We start from the raw sequence: 18796 nt of genomic DNA on the forward strand, positions 1-18796 counted from the left end.
GTTCCTGAATGTTTCGGAAGGGTCGTGAGGAAAAACGGATTAGATTTCTGACGCTGCCTGCTTCTGCCCGTTCTGGTATTTCCGCATGAAGAAGAGGCTCAGTATCGTCATGAAGGCCACGTAAATCAGGCAGACTTCTGGGTTGTAATACGTGACAGCGACCAGAAGGATCACAGCGCCTGCCAAGGCAACGCCTGGAAGAACCGGGTAGAGCGGTGCACGATAACTGCGCGGCAGGGCGGGTTCCGTCTGGCGTAGGCGAAACAAGCTTACCATGCTGAGAATGTACATCGTCAGGGAACCAAAGACGGCCATGGTGACAAGCGTTGCCGTCAAAGACTGACCGTGGATCGAAATGACGTCATCAGAGAAAATGGCAGCAATGCCAATAACGCCACCGGCAATGGTCGCGGTGTAGGGAGTGTGGAAGCGTGGATGCACCTTGCCGAGAACAGCGGGCAGAAAGCCTGCCCGCGCCATTGCGAAAATCTGGCGAGCATACCCCATGATGATCCCGTGCAGAGACGCGACAAGTCCAAACAGACCCAGCCAGACCAACATATGCAGCCAGCCGCTATGTGCGCCCACAACATGTTTCATCGCCTGAGGCAGGGGATCATTCAAGTTGGCCAAAGCATGCCAATCCCCCGCACCACCAGCGAATACCATGACGCCGAAAGCCAGTGCGACCAGCGTTAGAACACCCGCAACGTAAGCGATGGGGATGGATCGGCGAGGATTGCTGGCTTCTTCCGCCGCCATGGCAACGCCTTCGATAGCCAGGAAGAACCAGATGGCGAAAGGAATAGCCGCGAAGATGCCACCCATAGCCTCCAGTCCGAAATGTGGGGCAACGCCCCATCCGTCGTGCAGGAAATTGTCCCATGAAAAAGCGGGAGCAACGACGCCCATGAATACGAGCAGCTCAATGATTGCGGCGATTGTGATGAACAGTTCGAACGTGGCGGCAATATGGACCCCCACGATATTGAGCGCCATGAAGACGATATAGGCGCCCAGTGCTGCCACCTTTGGGTTCAGATGAGGAAACTGAACGTTCAGGTAGGCTCCGATGGCAAGCGCGATGGCCGGCGGTGCGAAAATGAATTCAACCAGTGTGGCCAGACCCGCAATCAAACCACCCCAGCGACCAAGCGCACGCTGGCTGTAAGCGAACGGCCCGCCCGCCTGCGGGATGGCACATGTCAGCTCCGTGAAGCTGAAAATGAAACTGGTATAAACGAGCGCGACAAAGACTGTGGCAATCAGAAAGCCTAACGTCCCCGCTGTTGCCCAGCCGTAGCTCCATCCAAAATATTCACCCGAAATGACGAGACCAACTGCAATTCCCCAAAGATGAAACGCACTAAGGGACTTGTTGAGATGCGTCGGAGCAGTGCTCATTGGTCATTGTCCTTTTCCAGGGTGGGAGTGGTGTTTTCGATCAGAGGGGCATCTGGAGCCGCGTCTTTGAGGCCGACGCCAGTGAGTTTCAGATGGCGCGCTTCACGCATGAGCCACGCCAGCTTTGTCGCGGCGGCCGGGATGGTCATGCCATGAGCATGAATGTTGGAGAGGCAATTCCGTGTTGAATCCGGGCAGCCCACAAAAGGCGCATATGTCAGGTACACGCCCAGACTGTCCGCGACGCTGAGACCGGGTCGCTCGCCAATCATCATCACGACCATTCTCGCTCCGAGAGTGACTGCAATGTCGTCTCCCAGAGCGACGCGCGCCTGTGTCGCAATAACCAACGGGGCGATTTTCCAATGCGGAAGGCGGCTCTTCATGGCCCGAAAGAGCGGGATGGCGTTTTGCTGGGTGGCAAAAGAAGACAGACCATCGCCCGCGACGAACACCACGTCCCAGTCACCTTTTGTGAGGGTGCCGAGCGTTTCTGGAGCCAGCCGGCGGCCAAGATCGGGGCGACGCAGATAAGTGGACCGGTCTGGTGCGCGGCTATGAACGATCAGATAGGGCTCAGACCCTAAAGTCGCTGTCAGGGCTGAAACGTCCAAAGGTGTGTGGACTGCGTCGCGGGCCTGGGCATGAGAGGCCTGAAAATCGAGCACATCCTCGGTTTTCAACGCGTTTCCTGCGCGACCCAGGCCGATCCGGGCACGGGTTAGACGCCGCAAATCCTGCCAGAGGTCTGCTGTGTGCGGTGGAATAGAGGGCGCGTTGCGATCATCCGTCATGGTCAGCGCGCCATTTCACCAAGAAGGGTCTGGCCGGGTGGAATATCCAGCATGCGCTCCGTTTGCGGATCATAGAGGCCCATTTTTTCCAGCCAGCCTGCAAATTCTGGAGCCGGCTTGAGGCCCAGAAGCTTCCGAAGGCTCAGAAGGTCATGGAACGACAGGCTCTGGTAATTGAGCATGATGTCATCAGCTCCTGGCACCCCGATCAGAAATGTGATCCCGGCAGCTCCCAGCAACACCATCAGGTTGTCCATATCATCCTGATCCGCTTCGGCATGATTGGTGTAGCAGGCGTCACACCCCATCGGGACGCCCAGCAMCTTCGCGCAGAAATGATCCTCCAGCGCGGCACGGATGATCTGCTTTCCATCATACAGATACTCCGGCCCAATGAATCCGACGACCGTATTGACGAGAAGGGGGTCATAGGCGCGAGCCACAGCATAGGCGCGTGCTTCTACCGTCTGCTGATCAACGCCGTGATGGGCATCGGCGGACAGTGCAGCGCCCTGACCCGTTTCGAAATACATGACATTGTTGCCAATCGTACCGCGGTTCAGCGCTCGGGCGGCCTCATGGGCTTCCTTCAGAATTGAGAGGCTGACTCCGAAACCTTCATTGGCTTTTTGGGTGCCTGCGATGGACTGAAACACCAGATCAACCGCGCCACCACGGTTCATGATCTCGAGCGTGTTGGTGACGTGCGTCAGAACGCATGTCTGTGTGGGAATGTCATAGCGCTGGCGGGCATGGTCCAGCATCTCCAGCAGGGCAAGACCATTGGAGACGCTGTCTGTTGCCGGGTTGATACCAATGACGGCATCGCCCATGCCGCGCAAAAGACCATCAAGCGTAGAAGCGGCAATACCCCTCAGATCATCTGTAGGATGGTTGGGTTGCAGACGTGTGGACAGACAACCTTCGAGGCCGACGGTATTGCGAAATTTTGTGAGAACGCGGATCTTGCGCGACACTGTCATAAGATCCTGATTTCTCATGATCTTACTGACGGCAGCGGCCATTTCCGGTGTGATGCCTGGAGCTGTGGCTGCCAGTGTTTCTGTCGTGGCGTCTTCGGACAGCAGCCAGTCCCGGAAGCCAGCAACAGTCAACGATGAGAGCCGGGAGAAGGCGTTCCGGTCGTGTGTATCCAGAATCAGGCGCGTCACGTCATCCCTTTCGTAAGGAATGAGTTCTGATTTCAGGAATGTGTCGAGGGGGAGGTCTGCGAGAGCGTAACGGGCAGCCACGCGTTGAGCGTCGGAAGAGGCAGACAGGCCCGCGAGTTCATCACCAGAGCGGGCAGGAGACGCTTTGGCCAGCAGCATCTTCAGATCATCAAAGGTGTACTGTTCCCCTCGCAGGGTGCATCTGTAAGCCATGGCCAGAGTCCTCTGCCTTTGCTCATCCCGAAAGTCGCATTTGGGAGAATCAAGGTTTTGTCCGTTATCGCAATTATATCTCTTTCGGACCGAGTTTGACTTGACCCGAAACAACAACGTTTTGACATTTGACGACAATGCGGCCAACACTCGTGTCAAGTGAGCAGCAACAGGAAGACACCATGTCATCCTTTCCCAAGTCTTCCGGATCAGACGTCTATGTCTTGGCGGCCGCCGCTGCCGGTGTGGAAAAATTCCTTACGGAGCAAGGCGGAGACATGGACCGGATCGCTGGGCGGTCGGGTCTTTCAACGCATCAATTCGCCATGCCAACAGATACATTGAACCTGGGCGCGTACTGCCGTCTGTTTTCCGAAGCCGAAACAGATACGCACGACGGAAACATCGGTCTGCATTTCGGGCAACAGTTCAGACCGAGGCAACTCGGGCTGATTGGTTACATCGCGCTTTGTTCAGAAACAGTGGGGCAGGCGGCGCAGAATCTGGCGACTTATTTCGGGTACCATCAGGCGCAGACCATCACACGGTTTGTTGAAACGGATGATCATGTCCGGCTCGAATACATGATCGCGGATACGGCCATTCAGGACAAACGCCATGATGCCGAGCTGACGATGGGCATGTTTGCCAATATCTTAAGGGCTGGTCTTGGTGCGGACTGGTGCCCGCAGGACGTTCTTTTTGCTCACGAGCAACCGGAGCAGGCTTCCGAGCATCGAGAAGCGTTTCAGGCCGATGTCCGCTTTTCTGCCGGGATGAATGCTTTAGTGTTCCGGAAAGAGGGGCTGAAAAAGCCTATGCCAGACGCCGATGCTGCCCTGCTGCAGGTGATGAAATCTTCCCTTGTGACTTTGGCGGGGGCGGCGGGGCACACAGTGCCCGAGTCAGGTCCAAGCCTTAAAGAGCAGGTTATGATGCATATCCGGAAATCAATGCCGCAGGGTGGCTGTGAGTTCTGGGATGTGGCAGAAAAACTGTCTCTCTCGCCTTGGACTCTTCAACGTAGACTTGCCCACCTCGGCCTTTCTTATTCCGGACTACTGGATGAAACACGCCAGATAGATGCGTTGCGGTATCTGGCAGAGCCGGGCAAAGATGTCAGCGAGATTGCGTCTCTCCTTGGATATACCGAAACCAGTGCTTTCAGCCGTGCGTTCAGACGATGGTTCGGGGTCTCTCCGCGGGTCTGGAGACAGCAGAACAGCGTCTCAGCGAGCTCTAACTGACTGTCGCACGTTCATCTGTCGGTGTGGTATGGAAGAGGAATGAGTGTTGAAGTCATGCCCGGCCTGTCCCTGCGGGAAGAGGACCTAAGAGTTACCTATATCCTGGCGTCTGGCCCAGGTGGACAGAACGTCAATAAGGTTGCGACAGCTGCGCAACTGCGTTTCGATGTCTCCGGTTCTGCTGCTCTGTCAGAGCGGATACGAACCCGTCTTTTAGAAATTGCGGGCAGTCGGGCGACCCGGGATGGGGAAATCGTTCTGACCGGGCGGCGCTTCCGGACGCAGTTACGCAATCGGGAAGACGTTATCGAGCGTTTGGCAGAAATGATCCGTGAAGCCGCGCATCGACAGGCCTACCGGGTGCCGACACGCCCCGGAAAAGGAGCGCGGCAGCGCCGACTGGATGGAAAAGCCCATAGGGCCGGGATCAAACGCAATCGTCGCATCCGGCTTGATGATTGAGAGGGAGAATAGATACATGACGTTCCAGCTTTCTGCCCTGGAATGGGGCGCAGGACCCAAGGTTCTTGAAGTCTTTCTGGAACCGACCTGCCCATTTTCCGTCAAGACCCTGCGTAAAATACCAGATCTCCTTCAACTTGCGGGGCAAGACCGTCTGACGGTTCGTGTGCGGCTCCAGTCCCAGCCGTGGCATATGTTCTCCGGCGTCATTGTACGGGCCATTCTGGCAGCATCCTTGCTGGAGGAGGGGGCAGAAGCGGCTCTAGCCGTCATGACAGCTGTTGCAGATCATCGGGAAGAGTTCGAGTTCACGGATCACTGTCGTGGGCCGAACATGGAGGCTACTCCCGCAGACATTCTCCAGCGCATCGAGGTCTATAGCGGCGTCCCACTTGCTGAGGCCTTTGTTCGTCCCGAGGTGACGGCAGCAGTCAAATGGCATGCTCGTTACGGTCGCCAGAATGGCATTCATGTCTCGCCAACCTTCATGGTGGATGGTCTGATTGATCCAGCCTTCAGTAGTGGCGACAGTGTGGACGAGTGGGGAGACAAGCTGTTTCCCGTAAAGGACTGACGAGACAGAGAGATTGGACGTTATGCGGCTTCTTCAATACAGTCGCCACAACGTTTAGCAGTCAGGACTTTTCAATGACTTCCAACCTCTGGACCAGAGCGGCTTTCGCACTCTCGTTTGCCGCGCTCGTTGGCACTGAAGCACATGCTGCCGCAGAAAATCCGTTCTTCAGCGCCAGCACACTCCCGTATCAGGCTCCCCGCTTTGACCTGATCAAGGACAGTGATTACGCGCCCGCTTTTGAGCGCGGTATGGCAGATCATCTGCGCGAGATCACAGCGATTGCCAACAACAAGGCCGCTCCGACATTCGAAAACACGATTGTCGCCATGGAGAAGTCAGGTCGTCTGCTGGATCGTGTGCAGGAGACGTTCTTTGGTGTTTATCAAGCCAATAGTGATGCCGAACTGGACAAGGTTGAAAGCCGTGAAGCGCCACGTCTGTCTCAGCATGAAGATGAAGTCTATCTGAATGAGCGCCTGTTTGCGCGCGTAAAGGCAATCTACGATGCTCGCGCAAGCCTCAATCTGAATGCAGAGCAGGCGCAGCTTCTGGATGTTTATTACCAGCAGTTCGTTCATGCGGGCGCCCAGCTTTCCAAAGCGGACAAGGTCAAGCTGAGGGCCATCAACACGAAACTTGCTAATCTTGAATCTGCCTATCAGCAGAAGCTGATTGCCGCTGCAAAAAATGGCGCTCTGGTCGTTGATAGCAAGGAGGCGCTTGCAGGACTGGATGACGGGACGATCGCCTCCGCGCAGAAAGACGCTGAAAGCCGCAAGCTTTCCGGTAAGTGGGTTCTGCCGCTCCAGAACACAACGCAGCAGCCAGCGCTGGAAAACCTGAGCAAGCGCGAGACGCGTCAGGCCTTGTTCGATCAGAGCTGGAACCGTGCAGAGAAGGGCGACAAGAACGATACGCGGTCCACAATCGCAGAACTCGCCCAGCTTCGGGCGCAGAAGGCGGCCCTGTTCGGCTACCCGAGCTTTGCGGCCTACACGCTGTATGATCAGATGGCGAAGACGCCGGAAGCTGCCGAAAATTTCATGAAGCAGCTTGTTCCTGCGGTTGCAGCTGAACAGAAGCGAGAAGCTGGTGTGTTGCAGGACGCCATCCATCGGGATGGTGAGAACTGCACACTAAAGCCCTGGGACTGGAGCCGTTACGCGGAGCAGGTCCGCCATGAGAAGTATGCGCTCAACCAGGATGAAGTGAAGCCATATTTCGAACTGAAGACCGTTCTGACAGACGGTGTTTTCTTTGCTGCCAACCAGCTTTACGGAGTGACCTTCAAACAGCGCACTGACATCCCGGTTTATAACCCTGATGTCATGGTGTTTGAGGTTTTTGATAAGGATGGTTCACAGCTTGGCCTGATGTATTTTGATTACTTCAAGCGTGATACCAAATCCGGCGGCGCATGGATGTCCAACTTCGTGGGTCAGTCCACCCTGCTGGGCACGAAGCCGGTCATCTACAACGTAGCCAATTTCACAAAGGCCGCACCAGGTCAGCCGCAGCTCATCACGTCTGACGACGTGACGACCATGTTCCATGAGTTTGGGCATGCCTTGCATGGACTGTTTGCCAGCCAGACATATCCTTCGATTTCAGGGACAAGTGTCGCAAGGGATTTTGTTGAGTTCCCGTCTCAGTTTAACGAGAACTGGGCGCTCGATCCGAAGGTCCTCTCCCATTACGCTCGGCACTACAAGACTGGCGCTCCGATGCCGCAGGAACTGGTCGCCAAGATCAAGAAGGCTGCCCGTTTCAATCAGGGCTACGCCTTGGGTGAGATCGTCGCTGCAGCAGAACTGGACATGAAATGGCATGCTCTCCCGGCGTCAGCACCGCGCCAGGATGTGGATAAGTTTGAAGCTGACGCCCTGAACAGCATGGGACTGGACGTGGCCAACGTGCCACCGCGCTATCGTTCCAGCTACTTCCTGCATATCTGGTCCAATGGCTATTCTGCCGGATACTATGCATATCTGTGGACCGAAATGCTGGATCAGGATGCGTTTGCCTGGTTCACGCAGCATGGTGGCTTGACGCGTGAGAATGGTCAGCGTTTCCGCGACATGATCCTGTCCAAAGGGCACACGATGGATTATGGCCCGATGTTCAGTGCATTTTACGGGAAAGACCCAGACATTGAGCCGATGCTGGCGCATCGCGGCCTGACGGCTGATAGCCAGAAGTAAGATGTTACGGACGGGTGGGAGACCATCCGTCCGTAAGTGTCTTTAGAAACTGGATGATTTGACTGCGCTCCTGAGGTGTCAGGGTAGGCAGGTCATTTGGTTTTCGATCCATCGGTGCGTCCGTGCGATCAAGGTTAGAGCGATACTGGGGCGGGAGATCATCCGGAACCTGAAGATGGCCGTGTGTGTCACGGCTGTAGAAGCGTTCTGGGTGGATGTCTCGCAGGACGTAGAAATCCAGAACCTGATGAAGGTCATGAAACACGCCATTGTGGAAGAAGACCTTGCGTTCTGCCACATTGCGTAGGGTGGGCGTCGCGAACATACCGCAGTAAGCCGACGACGTCTCAATGCCCCCCGGCATAACTTCACACACTCCCAGATCGAAATGCCCCGTGTCGTACGGCCCCATCAAAGCCTGATTGCGCGGGGAGCCCAGTGCTTCGTATTGGCGATCCGTAAGAAGGGGTGGAAGATTACCGGGAAGCGCACGATCCAGGTGACAGGCTGCGCAGTTGCCTTTTGTCGGATCGTTGAAGAGCCGATATCCGGCACTCTCTTTCGGTGTGAAACGAGCTTTCCCTTCAAGCCAGGCATCGAACTTGCTGTCATAGGCATGAAAAGATGGATCTTCGATCTGGTAGCGCGCAAGAGCAAACAAGGCTTCAGACAGCAGCAGGTCAGGGGATGCGTCAGTCGCGGGGGCGCCTAGAGCTTTTAGCCGTTGGATATACTTGGCATTTTCAAGCCGATGAAGCGCAATCTCCGGGGTAGAGGCCATTTCAGCCGGATCATAAAGGGGGCCTGAAGCCTGCTGCTGGAGCGTATCGGCCCGACCGTCCCAGAACATTCCTCCTTGAGGCACCATACTGATCGTTGGGGACGCGGCTGCATTCTTTGGCGACCTATTAGCATCGGGTGCTGCCGAAGCCAGAACGGGTGCCGTCTCACTTTCTGGATTATCCGGGCCAATGCTGAAATTTGGCACATGCTCCAGATATGTCAGGGACGGAATGGCTCTGCGGCCTTGGCTTGCCAGTGTTGGGCCTCCCAGAAACACGGAAGCAGCATCGGAAGGCCCGTAATGATGTTTGGGGCTGTGACAGGATGCACAGGACAGACGTCCTGATCCTGAGAGCAGGGGATCGTAAAAGATTTCACGTCCGATCTGCGCCATCTCGGAAAGAGGTGCATGAGACGGCCGATGTAACTCGACCGGACATGGGTTGCTTCCGTCCGGAGTTGGCAAACATTCATCCGAAGCGGCGACTTGACTGGCCAGCATGGCGGACATTAGCCCGCCAGTCAGCGCCGCTTTGAAAGAACGGAATAAAACGGTCAAAGCGATGTAGCAGGAGCCTGTTGAACAGCTTCACCTGTCTCCGGATTCAGGAAAACGGGTGTGAGGTGTGGTGTCTGCTTGAAGTCGAACAGGTCAGACAGATCGGTGGCCTCTGCGTCAAACGATCCTTGCCCAAGACGCTTACCGTGAAGCCAGTTATCTTCAATGAAACGGGTGATGGAACTCTGGGTAATCTGGGTATGACTGACGTAATTATGCTTGGCCCATGGAGACAGCACGATTAGAGGAATTCTGGTTCCCGGACCACAACGGCCGTTGACCGGCTGACCAGATACACCGGTTGAAGCTGGTGCCGTACCGCAGCGTCCGGGTCCATTGAGCTGATCTGCCGGATTATCATAGGAACCGTGGGTTGGCGTGACATAAGCATGATCGTACCAGCCATCGGAATCATCGTAAGCGATTATAATGGCCGTATCGTGCCATTGCGGGCTTTGCTGAATGAGATTGATCGCGTTCACCACGCCCTGCTGTTCGTCCAGTGGGTCCGAATAGCCGGCATGGCCATCCTGAAAGGCTGGCATTTTCAAAAATGATACGGCAGGCAGATCTCCTGCCGCGACGACTTTATAAAAATCTTTCAGGTCATATTGATGGTTAGCCGGGTCTCGGTGGATACCATCCTGCTGAAACGTACGCCCAATGGCGCTGAGCGATGATGGTCTCACATGCGTCGGATTGGACGTTGTGGCGTAATACTGGAACCAGTTGTGATGAGGAATGTAATCAACCACATTCTGGGCCACGACAGAAGAATAGGTTTGGCGGTTACAGCCTGTCGTGCCGTCAGCGTTATGAGCGGTCAGATCAAACCCCCCCATAAACCCGCCCCATGTCAGGTTCTTTTCGTTCAGCAGGTCGCCGATGTTCCGGCTGGTCATCATGACCTGTTCAGTCGGAACAGAGCAGACATCTCCAGCCGGATCAATATCATTAACCATGGTCCAGCCACCTTGCCCGTCCGGAATGAACGGTGACTGGACAGTTAGGGTGGACCGTCCCTGCGAGCTTTTAACGATCTTCATGCCATTGGTTTGCCCGGAGACCACTTCCAGAGCACCAGGAGTAGAGGGGCCATAAGTGTCCGTATAGGTAGCGTCACTCATGGCGAAATTCTGGGCGTAGTTCCACAAAGCCGTAACAGTGTTACCGTCAAAATAGCCCATCACCTGGCCGCGCGTTGAGAAAGCTCCGACGCCCCCCGGCGCACCACGACCGGTATGACGAGGGAACAGGTCTGCCAGCCCGTGATGATAAGCCTGTTGCTCAGCCGTGTAGGCGTGGTTCTGATCGGCAGTGCTGGCCTGTGTTCTGTCTAGACGGAAGGGCAAAGACGCATCTCGGCCGTTTTCAGCGCGAGTGTTAGGGTTTTTTAGCAGAAGAGCGGCCGCGATGAGCGTATTGGCGTTCGGCGTGGCTGCCGCCGCATGAAAAGCAGGCTCTCCGGCAGGGTTCGCTGCCGATGGATACGTTCCGAAGTAATGATCGAAGGAGACGTTCTCCTGATAGATCACGACCAGATGATGAATTGGAGTTATTGCCTCCGGAGGCTGCGTTTCAGCGGCATGGGCCGGGGCGTGGAGGAATGGGAGGAGCGTGGTGAGGAGGAGAGCTGAACGTAAAGTCATGCAGGCAGAAATCTAGCTTCTCTGGTGAGACTGGGAAGTGCGGCGTTTGTTATCTTGTTCTGTACTGGCAAACAGGAGGTGGAGGCTAGAACTTTTGTCCTGTACGATCTGGTTGTTCCAGGCGGTCATGAGTGTTTCCCGCCAGAGTTCGTGAGGCTGCTTTAACGTGGACTGGTTCATTGGAAAGCCTTCTTGATGAAGCAGGCGACAGAGCCAATGGCACCATAGCGGACGAATGAGCGGGGAAATATTATGGTTTGATTAAATAGAAACCAAATATACTTTTATTTTGTGTGACATTTAGAATTCTGCACTTTGCCGCTGCGTCGACAGGGTCGATCATTGCGCTTGGGGTGTGCTTTTTTCTGGCCTATGTGTTTGATCTTGCCAATAGCTTCCATGTATTGAAAATGCTGGTGTGACAGTCATTGGCATGAATTCTCTCAAGCTGAAGAGCGCAGTGGTCTGGCCCGGCCTGATGAATCTTCTAGGTTTGTTGCTTGCAGTATTGCAGTTGCTTACACCTTGATAGAATTGTTTCTGCACAATATTCGATTGTCCCAAAACTCTGTCGCTACAATAATAGTCGCCCTGTTTGCTCGGCATCCGGACAAGGGTCTAAAATCGTTTTTCATGCTGAGTCAGTAAAAGATGGATTCTTCGATCATTGTCCGGAACCTTTACCAATTCTTCGTCCGGATGAAAGGTCTGGGTATTTTCTTCAATGATTGAAGAAGCCTAATACGGTGAGCCAATAGGGCGGGGATCTAGAGTTTCGTAACGCCAGACACCATTCCGGCGTTTGGAACGGCAGCACACGTCTTGTACTCTGCTATACCGATTAGAAGGCACTTACGACCGTACTACCTGTGAGGCATAAGAGAGTCTGTCTTCTGCCTCACAGGTAGTACAGGAGCAATTGGGCCTGTTAGACAGGCTCAATTGTAGAAAGGTATTTACCAGACGGTAAAGCCTGCATCGACGTTAACGATGGCACCGGTCATGAGGCTGGCGGCGTCTGAAGCCAGGAACTGCACGACGGATGCCACTTCATCCGGCTGGCCAACTCGGCCCATTGGGGTTCCGGCGATCCAGGCGTCATAGAGTTCCGGCTTTTCCATGCCGAAACGCGTCAGGGTTGTCTCAATATAAGTCGGGGCCACGGCATTGGCGCGAATGCCATGAGGGGCCCATTCTGCGGCCAGCGAACGAATATACTGGTGTACGCCCGCTTTTGACGCGTTGTAGGCCGCCTGCTGCTGGGGGCGATTGACGATTTGTCCGGACATGGAGCCAATCGCAACGATGGCGCCCTTTTTCTGCTCGATCATGATCCGGCCAACAGCTTGGCAGCACCGGAACATGCCGTTCAGGTTGATGTCCACCTGTTTAAGCCACTGCCCATCCGTCATATCCTCGGCTTTGACCTCGGAAATACAGATACCGGCACAGGCAACGAGAATATCCAGATGCCCCTCTTTCTCGTGAAGGGTTTTGATTGCGGATTGAACGCTCTCCGTGCTGGTGACATCCATCCGGATGCTATCCACATTCAGGTCCTGCTTGCGAAGGTCTTCCGCGGATTGTGCAGCAAGAGTTTCATCCAGATCTGCAATGATGACGCGTGCGCCTGCTTCTGCCAAAGCCGTGACGCAGGCGAGGCCAATATTCTGTGCACCGCCCGTAACCACTGCGACGCGACCGTCAAGACGAAGTTTTTCCATGTACATGATGTATATTCCTGGGAAGAAAAATCAGGCGGCAAGGGGATGACGGCGGCAGGCCTCGAACGCCAGGCCATCAGGGGCGAAAAGGTGGCAATGCTGCGGAGGAAGCTTCAGGCTGACCGGCGTGTCGACTTCGAGGGTTGTGAAACCGTCTGTCTGAACAACGATGATCTGCCTGTCGGCACAGCGGACATGAACCAGCGTGATGGCACCGAGGCGCTCGATAACTTCCACAACCCCGCTATCATCACTCGCGGGAGCCAGCTCAACGTGTTCTGGGCGAATACCGACTGTAATCTTGGTTCCGGGCAGAATATCCGGTGGCGACACCGGCACATGAAGAAGAGCACCGTCCCGGAGTTGAACGCTCGATCCGTCGTGCCCGCCGTTCTGGAAGATTGCGGAGAAGAAGTTCATGGGAGGTGAGCCGATGAACTTGGCGACAAACAGGTTGCGCGGGTGGTGATAAAGCTCCAGCGGTGAGCCAATCTGTTCCACAACCCCCTTCTGGAGAACCACGATCTTGTCCGCCATTGTCATGGCTTCCACCTGGTCATGGGTCACATAGATGGTGGTCGCGTTCAGCTTGCGATGAAGAGCCGAAAGCTCCACTCGCATCTGGCCTCGCAGGGCTGCATCCAGGTTTGAGAGAGGTTCATCAAACAGGAAGACCTTCGGGTTACGTACGATGGCGCGGCCGATAGCAACGCGCTGCCGCTGACCGCCTGAGAGCTGACCTGGCTTGTGATGCAAGTAGGGTTCAAGCTGAAGCGTGGCGGCAACATGCTTGATCTTCTCGTTCCGTTCTTTCTCCGGCACCCCAGCAAGTTTGAGGCTAAATTCCATGTTCTTGTAGACGTCCATGTGCGGGTAGAGCGCGTAGGACTGAAACACCATGGCAAGGCCGCGTTTTCCCGGTTCCACGTCGTTGACGCGCTGACCGTCAATCAGAAGGTCTCCCGAAGTGATGTCTTCAAGGCCTGCAATCATACGAAGCAGCGTGGATTTTCCGCAGCCGGACGGGCCGACAAAAACCACGAATTCACGGTCCTCGATCGACAGCGAAATGCCTTTGATAATTTCTTCCGTAAGATAGGTTTTACGGAGGTTCTTGAGTTCAAGCGTTGCCATGAATCAGGTCCCGTTCCTGAGCGTTTGGGGGACGGAGAATGCGAGGGTAGCCATCATTTGACGGCTCCAAAGGTGAGGCCACGTACGAGCTGTTTCTGGCTGATCCAGCCCAGAACAAGGATCGGAGCGACTGCGAGTGTGGATGCGGCGGATAGCTTGCCGAAAAACAGTCCTTCCGGTGAGGAGAAGGAAGCAATGAATGCCGTGAGCGGAGCGGCATTGGAGGAGGTAAGATTGAGAGACCAGAAAGCCTCATTCCAACACAGGATCAGCGACAACAGGGCTGTGGAGGCGATCCCTGGCAGGGCAAGGGGAAGCAGGACCATTGTCATTTCCTGCCAGCGTGTTGCCCCATCCATGCGACCAGCCTCAAGAATTGGGGCAGGAACTTCCCGGAAGAAAGTAAACAGCATCCAGACGATGATGGGCAGGTTCGTCAGCATGTTGACGATGGCCAGGCCTGTGCAGGTGTCCAGAAGGTGAGTGCTGCGAGCCAGAAGATAGATTGGTACGAGCACCCCAACAGGAGGCAGCATGCGTGTCGACAACATCCACAGCAACGTCCCGCGTGTGCGCTTTGAGGGCATGAAGGCCATCGAGTATGCCGCCGGAATGGCAAGCAGGAGCGCGCCCACAGTAGCGCCAACCGAGATGATGACGGTGTTGAAGGTGAAGTGCCAGTAACTTGCGCGCTCGAACACTTCCGCGTAGCTGCTGAGGGTCGGCGCGAAGATCAGTTGGGGCGGTGTTGAGACCGCCTGAACTTCGCTCTTGAAGCCTGTCAAAATCATCCAGAAAATGGGAAAGAAGAGCCATAGCGCAATACCCCAGCCCAGACAGGTGACGGCGATTTTTGTACTGCGTTTTGTCTTGATCGCCATCTCACACCTCCAGGTTACGTGCGACAGAGCGCACGAGGAACATCGCAGCGACATTCGCAATAATGATGGCCAGGACACCACCAGCAGAGGCGCCGCCGACATCAAACTGAAGCAATGCGCGGGAGTAGATGAGATACGCCAGGTTGGTGGATGCCACTCCAGGGCCGCCTGCCGTCGTGACGGAGATCTCCGCAAAGATTGTCAGCAGATAAATCGTCTCGATCATCACGACGACGCTGATAGCGCGGCTCAGGTGAGGGAGAATGATATGACGGAACTGAGCGATCGGACCGGCACCATCCATCCGTGCGGCCTCTTTCTGCTCGCTATCCAGTGACTGGACGGCTGTGAGGAGAATGAGGACGGCAAATGGCAACCATTCCCAGCTGACGATCATCATGACTGTCAGGAGCGGGAACCGGGCAAGCCAGTCAATTGGCGTTAAACCGACAGCCCGCATCATGGCGGAATAAACGCCATAGATCGGGTGCAGCATCAGGTTCTTCCACAGCAGGGCAGACACTGTCGGCATGACGAAGAACGGAGAAATGACCAGAACACGTGCAATGCCGCGCCCGAAAAACTCCTGATCGTAAAGGATGGCCAGAAGCGTACCACCACCTACGCTGATGATCAGGACGCCAACGACCAGAATGACTGTATGCAACAGGGAGTACAGAAAATCCGGATCAGTCAGAAGGTACCAGTAGTTGCTGAAGCCAGCGAAGCCGTGAAGTGTCGGGTCAATCAGATTGTAGTTGATCAGCGAGTACCACAGCGTCATTGCCAATGGGACGAGAGACCAGACGAGAAGGATCAGAACGGCAGGCGAGAGGAGCAGAAGCCCCGTTCGCTTGCCCTTGCGTTCTGATGCCCCTTTTGGGGGGCTGTGTTCTAGAACTGCCTGCATGGCACTCTGCCTTACTTGGCGCGGCCGGACTGGCGCAGCGAACGGGTGACAGAAGATTGTGCGGCAGTCAGTGCCTGATCCACGGTCATCTGCCCGGAAAGGGTCGCGGCGACCGTCTGTCCGACCTGAGTACCAACCGCCTGGAATTCAGGAATTCCGACAAACTGTGCTCCGGTATAGGGGCGCGGTTCTGCTGTTTGTCCACTCGGGTCGGCAGTCTTGATCGCGTTCAGAACGAACGACGCAAACGGGGCAGCTTTCTGGTACTCGGGGGCAGCATATGTCGAGGCGCGGGTTCCAGCGGGAACGGCAACCCATCCCTTTCGGTCCGCAACCAGCTTCACGTATTCCTTGGAGGTTGCCCATGTGATGAAGGTCTGGGCGTCCGTGCCCTGATGGGAACTGACGGGAACGGCAAGGCTCCAGCTCCACAGCCATGTTGGCCCCTTGCCGTAGGGGCCTTTGGGGGCCGACGCGAAGCCGACCTTGTCGGCTACCTGAGACTGCTTCGGATCGAACAGGAGGCCGCCGGCAACGGTGGAGTCAATCCAGATGCCGCAATGTCCGCTCGCGAAGAGTGCCAGATTTTCATTGAAGCCGTTGGATGTGACGCCCGGTGGGCCGTCTTCCTTCAGCGCCGAGACATACCATGTCAGAGCTTTTTTCCATGCGTCTGACGTCAGCATTGGCTTCCAGGACATGTCGAACCACTGAGCACCGTATGTGTTCGCCAGTGATGAGACATAGGCCATGTTCTCACCCCAGCCAGGCTTGCCACGAAGACAGATGCCATAGACCTGTCCTGACTTGTCTGTGATCTTGTCGGCGAACTGCCGGATCTGATCGTAGGTGGGGGCGTCTGGCATCGTCAGACCGGCTTTCTGAAACAGATCCTTGCGGTAATAGGTCATCACGCTCTCGGCATAGAAGGGCAGAGCGTAAAGCTTGCCGTCTGATGTCAGGGCCTCCCGAACCGATGGCAGCACATCGTTGATGTCGTACGCGGCGTCCGGCTTGATTTCTGTGAGCCAGCCCTGTTTCGCCCAGATGGGCACTTCGTAATTCCCGATCGTCACAACGTCGAACTGACCGGTTTTCATGGCAATGTCGGTTGTGACGCGCTGGCGCAGAACGTTCTCTTCGAGAGTGACCCAGTTGAGATGAATATCGGGATGCGCTTTTTCAAACTCCTGCGACAGCTGACGCATGACGATCATGTCCCCGTTGTTCACGGTTGCGATTGTCAGGGTGCCTGCGGCTTGCGCAGTAGAAAGAACTGAACCGCTCAAGAGAACTGCAAGGGTGCAGGCTGTTTTCAGACGGGACATAGAACTCAGACCTTTGAAAAAAGAGCTGTGAACGGGATTACGGACGACAGCTTGGGTTTTCGGGAGGGAGATCAGTGAGCGGACGTTTTTTCCAAAGCGTCCTGCATTTGCTGACGCCATGCGAGCTGGCTGGCGAGCATATCGTGGCAGATCGACCGCTTGGCTGTGTGATAGGTATGGGTCTTTGCATCTGGTAGAATTTCGCTGCCGGCGTGGCTCATCTGAGCCATAGCTGCGCGCAAAGTGGTATATTGCCCGCTGGCGACAGCTCCCAGAATTGCTGCCCCGAGAAGAACAGAATCAGGCTCTTTGGGCAGAAGGATACGACAGCCAGTGGCATTTGCATGTTCACGCAGGAAGATGGGGTTCTTGGTGCTTCCTCCCGTGGCCAGAATTGTGTCGATCCGGTAGCCTTGGGCATTGAGGGCATCGATGATGTCCTTCGTGCCGTAGGCCAAGCCTTGAAGGGTTGCCAGATAGAGTCTGGCGAGATCATCCGGCGTCGCTGACAGGGCGAGGCCGCTGATAACGCCCTTCAGATCCGGGTCTGCATGGGGAGAACGATTACCATGGAAATCTGGTAGTAGGTGAAGATTGGCTGTACTGCTTCCTGGCAGTTTCCGGGCTTCCAGCTCTTCAATCCGGGTATTGAGGAGGGCATAGATATTACTGCCTGATTGCTCAGCCTGCCGCTTGAGCTCAGGCCCCGCCGCATGATGAGAAATCACGAAATCAATCAGCGCTCCGGTTGCTGACTGACCTGCTTCATTCAGCCACATATCCGGGACCATGGCGTTCCAGTAAGGCCCCCATACTCCGGGCACGAAACGGGCCTCCTTTGACGCCGCCATATGGCAGCTGGATGTGCCACAAATTAAAGATATTGAGCGCTCAAGAACGGCATCAGAAATTGTGCCTTCCGCTTCGATACCCAGAATGCCAAGCCCACCAGCATGAGCATCAATTGCTGAAACACCAACGGGAATACCAACTTCTAACCCTAGCTCCGCCGCGGCCTGAGGGCTCAAACCATCCCCGACGACACCCCCAAGCGGGCGAATATCATTGCCGATCCGGGCGTAGTTGTCAGCCGTGAGGTCTTCCAGACCGATAGCCTTGAAATATGTGTCATCCCATCTGTCTTCATGAGCCAGATAGGTCCATTTGCAAGCTGTTGAGCAGGCTGAACGGGACAGGTATCCGGTTGCGCGCCAGGTCAGGAAGTCGGGGAGGTCAAAGAAATGGCCGGCTCTGGCGAAAATGTCGGGAAGGTTACGTTTCAGCCACAGGAGCTTCGGCGTCTCCATTTCCGGAGAAATTTTTCCCCCGACATAGCGCAGGACATCGTACCCTCCGTTGTTGATTTCGGCAGTTTCTCTCAATGCACGGTGATCGGCCCAAAGAATAATGTCCTGCTCTGGTGCACCTTGCGGGTCCACCGAGAGCGGCTTGCCGTTCGTATCAAGTACGACAAGGGAACAGGTGGCATCAAATCCGATCCCGATGATGCGGAAAGGTTCAGTGAGTGTCGCGAGCGCAGTGCGGGTGGCTGTACAGACCGCAGCCCAGATATTTTCGGACGACTGCTGTGCAAAATCCGGGGCCGGTGACCACGTTCTGGTTGGCTGCACCGCAGAGGCCATTTTCTGCCCGGTCAGGGTGAAAATGCCAGCGCGTGCACTGCCAGTCCCAACATCAATTCCAAGAACCAGATCCATACAGCACACCTAAAGCTGACAAACACACATAAAACACGCT

Annotated in this window: 15 protein-coding genes; 4 read left to right on the top strand and 11 right to left on the bottom strand. The window is 55.5% G+C overall.

What is annotated here, in order from left to right; genetic code table 11:
• Positions 1 to 39 precede the first annotated feature (39 nt).
• The 3 genes from eat to KP708_RS02700 are packed head-to-tail and all read right to left on the bottom strand — an operon-like array spanning position 40 to position 3583.
• Complete coding sequence (gene eat, locus KP708_RS02690) at positions 40 to 1404, bottom strand: ethanolamine permease (protein WP_215750283.1); 1365 nt, start codon at positions 1402 to 1404, stop codon at positions 40 to 42.
• Positions 1401 to 2198, bottom strand: coding sequence for an ethanolamine ammonia-lyase subunit EutC (eutC, locus tag KP708_RS02695; RefSeq protein WP_215750284.1), 798 nt, complete (start codon positions 2196 to 2198; stop codon positions 1401 to 1403). Before eutC ends, eat begins: the two co-directional genes overlap by 4 nt.
• A gap of 2 nt (positions 2199 to 2200) precedes the next feature.
• On the bottom strand, positions 2201 to 3583 hold the full coding sequence (locus tag KP708_RS02700) for an ethanolamine ammonia-lyase subunit EutB (RefSeq protein ID WP_215757140.1): 1383 nt from the start codon (positions 3581 to 3583) through the stop codon (positions 2201 to 2203).
• Between the two features lie 182 nt (positions 3584 to 3765).
• Here KP708_RS02700 and KP708_RS02705 point away from each other — a divergent pair, with 182 nt between their 5' ends.
• The 4 genes from KP708_RS02705 to KP708_RS02720 all read left to right on the top strand — a co-directional run bounded on the left by KP708_RS02705 (position 3766) and on the right by KP708_RS02720 (position 8070).
• On the top strand, positions 3766 to 4830 hold the full coding sequence (locus tag KP708_RS02705) for an AraC family transcriptional regulator (protein WP_215750286.1): 1065 nt from the start codon (positions 3766 to 3768) through the stop codon (positions 4828 to 4830).
• Positions 4831 to 4869: 39 nt separating this feature from the next.
• Positions 4870 to 5292 (top strand): alternative ribosome rescue aminoacyl-tRNA hydrolase ArfB, encoded by a 423-nt coding sequence (gene arfB / locus KP708_RS02710; RefSeq protein ID WP_202207900.1) that lies wholly within the window; start codon positions 4870 to 4872, stop codon positions 5290 to 5292.
• Positions 5293 to 5308: 16 nt separating this feature from the next.
• Entirely contained in the window at positions 5309 to 5866 is a 558-nt protein-coding gene (locus tag KP708_RS02715) for a DsbA family protein (protein ID WP_215750287.1), read from the top strand.
• Positions 5867 to 5940: 74 nt separating this feature from the next.
• A complete protein-coding gene (locus tag KP708_RS02720) occupies positions 5941 to 8070 on the top strand; it encodes a M3 family metallopeptidase (protein WP_215750288.1) in 2130 nt (709 codons plus the stop codon).
• Between the two features lie 4 nt (positions 8071 to 8074).
• Here KP708_RS02720 and KP708_RS02725 read toward each other — a convergent pair whose 3' ends face one another.
• The 8 genes from KP708_RS02725 to KP708_RS02760 form a co-directional block, all read right to left on the bottom strand.
• Positions 8075 to 9247 carry a cytochrome-c peroxidase gene (locus KP708_RS02725; protein WP_215750527.1) on the bottom strand — a complete coding sequence of 391 codons (1173 nt, stop codon included), beginning with the start codon at positions 9245 to 9247 and terminating at the stop codon, positions 8075 to 8077.
• A gap of 161 nt (positions 9248 to 9408) precedes the next feature.
• The gene (locus KP708_RS02730; RefSeq protein ID WP_215750289.1) at positions 9409 to 11061 is read right to left on the bottom strand and encodes a phospholipase C; all 1653 of its coding nucleotides are present in this window, start codon (positions 11059 to 11061) and stop codon (positions 9409 to 9411) included.
• Positions 11062 to 12017: 956 nt separating this feature from the next.
• A complete protein-coding gene (locus KP708_RS02735) occupies positions 12018 to 12791 on the bottom strand; it encodes an SDR family NAD(P)-dependent oxidoreductase (protein ID WP_046901882.1) in 774 nt (257 codons plus the stop codon).
• Positions 12792 to 12815: 24 nt separating this feature from the next.
• On the bottom strand, positions 12816 to 13919 hold the full coding sequence (locus KP708_RS02740; RefSeq protein ID WP_215750290.1) for an ABC transporter ATP-binding protein: 1104 nt from the start codon (positions 13917 to 13919) through the stop codon (positions 12816 to 12818).
• 53 nt (positions 13920 to 13972) lie between these two features.
• Positions 13973 to 14800: a carbohydrate ABC transporter permease gene (locus KP708_RS02745; protein WP_202207895.1), complete on the bottom strand. Its 828-nt coding sequence runs from the start codon at positions 14798 to 14800 to the stop codon at positions 13973 to 13975.
• A gap of 1 nt (position 14801) precedes the next feature.
• Complete coding sequence (locus tag KP708_RS02750) at positions 14802 to 15710, bottom strand: carbohydrate ABC transporter permease (RefSeq protein WP_046901879.1); 909 nt, start codon at positions 15708 to 15710, stop codon at positions 14802 to 14804.
• An 11-nt stretch (positions 15711 to 15721) separates the two neighbouring features.
• A complete protein-coding gene (locus KP708_RS02755; protein ID WP_099213045.1) occupies positions 15722 to 17038 on the bottom strand; it encodes a sugar ABC transporter substrate-binding protein in 1317 nt (438 codons plus the stop codon).
• Positions 17039 to 17109: 71 nt separating this feature from the next.
• Positions 17110 to 18756, bottom strand: a complete 1647-nt coding sequence (locus KP708_RS02760; RefSeq protein ID WP_215750291.1) for an FGGY-family carbohydrate kinase — start codon at positions 18754 to 18756, stop codon at positions 17110 to 17112.
• Positions 18757 to 18796: the final 40 nt, after the last annotated feature.

The sequence above is a fragment of the Gluconobacter sp. P5H9_a genome (genome assembly GCF_018812085.1).
Classification (GTDB): Bacteria; Pseudomonadota; Alphaproteobacteria; order Acetobacterales; family Acetobacteraceae; genus Gluconobacter.

Coding starts and splice junctions, on each gene's coding strand:
- KP708_RS02735 (WP_046901882.1), bottom strand. CDS start 12,791: ATGTACATGGAAAAACTTCGTCTTGACGGTCGCGTCGCAGTGGTTACG.
- KP708_RS02755 (WP_099213045.1), bottom strand. CDS start 17,038: ATGTCCCGTCTGAAAACAGCCTGCACCCTTGCAGTTCTCTTGAGCGGT.
- KP708_RS02725 (WP_215750527.1), bottom strand. CDS start 9,247: ATGGCGCAGATCGGACGTGAAATCTTTTACGATCCCCTGCTCTCAGGA.
- eutC (WP_215750284.1), bottom strand. CDS start 2,198: ATGACGGATGATCGCAACGCGCCCTCTATTCCACCGCACACAGCAGAC.
- KP708_RS02730 (WP_215750289.1), bottom strand. CDS start 11,061: ATGACTTTACGTTCAGCTCTCCTCCTCACCACGCTCCTCCCATTCCTC.
- KP708_RS02740 (WP_215750290.1), bottom strand. CDS start 13,919: ATGGCAACGCTTGAACTCAAGAACCTCCGTAAAACCTATCTTACGGAA.
- KP708_RS02760 (WP_215750291.1), bottom strand. CDS start 18,756: ATGGATCTGGTTCTTGGAATTGATGTTGGGACTGGCAGTGCACGCGCT.
- KP708_RS02745 (WP_202207895.1), bottom strand. CDS start 14,800: ATGGCGATCAAGACAAAACGCAGTACAAAAATCGCCGTCACCTGTCTG.
- KP708_RS02705 (WP_215750286.1), top strand. CDS start 3,766: ATGTCATCCTTTCCCAAGTCTTCCGGATCAGACGTCTATGTCTTGGCG.
- KP708_RS02750 (WP_046901879.1), bottom strand. CDS start 15,710: ATGCAGGCAGTTCTAGAACACAGCCCCCCAAAAGGGGCATCAGAACGC.
- KP708_RS02720 (WP_215750288.1), top strand. CDS start 5,941: ATGACTTCCAACCTCTGGACCAGAGCGGCTTTCGCACTCTCGTTTGCC.
- KP708_RS02715 (WP_215750287.1), top strand. CDS start 5,309: ATGACGTTCCAGCTTTCTGCCCTGGAATGGGGCGCAGGACCCAAGGTT.
- eat (WP_215750283.1), bottom strand. CDS start 1,404: ATGAGCACTGCTCCGACGCATCTCAACAAGTCCCTTAGTGCGTTTCAT.
- arfB (WP_202207900.1), top strand. CDS start 4,870: ATGAGTGTTGAAGTCATGCCCGGCCTGTCCCTGCGGGAAGAGGACCTA.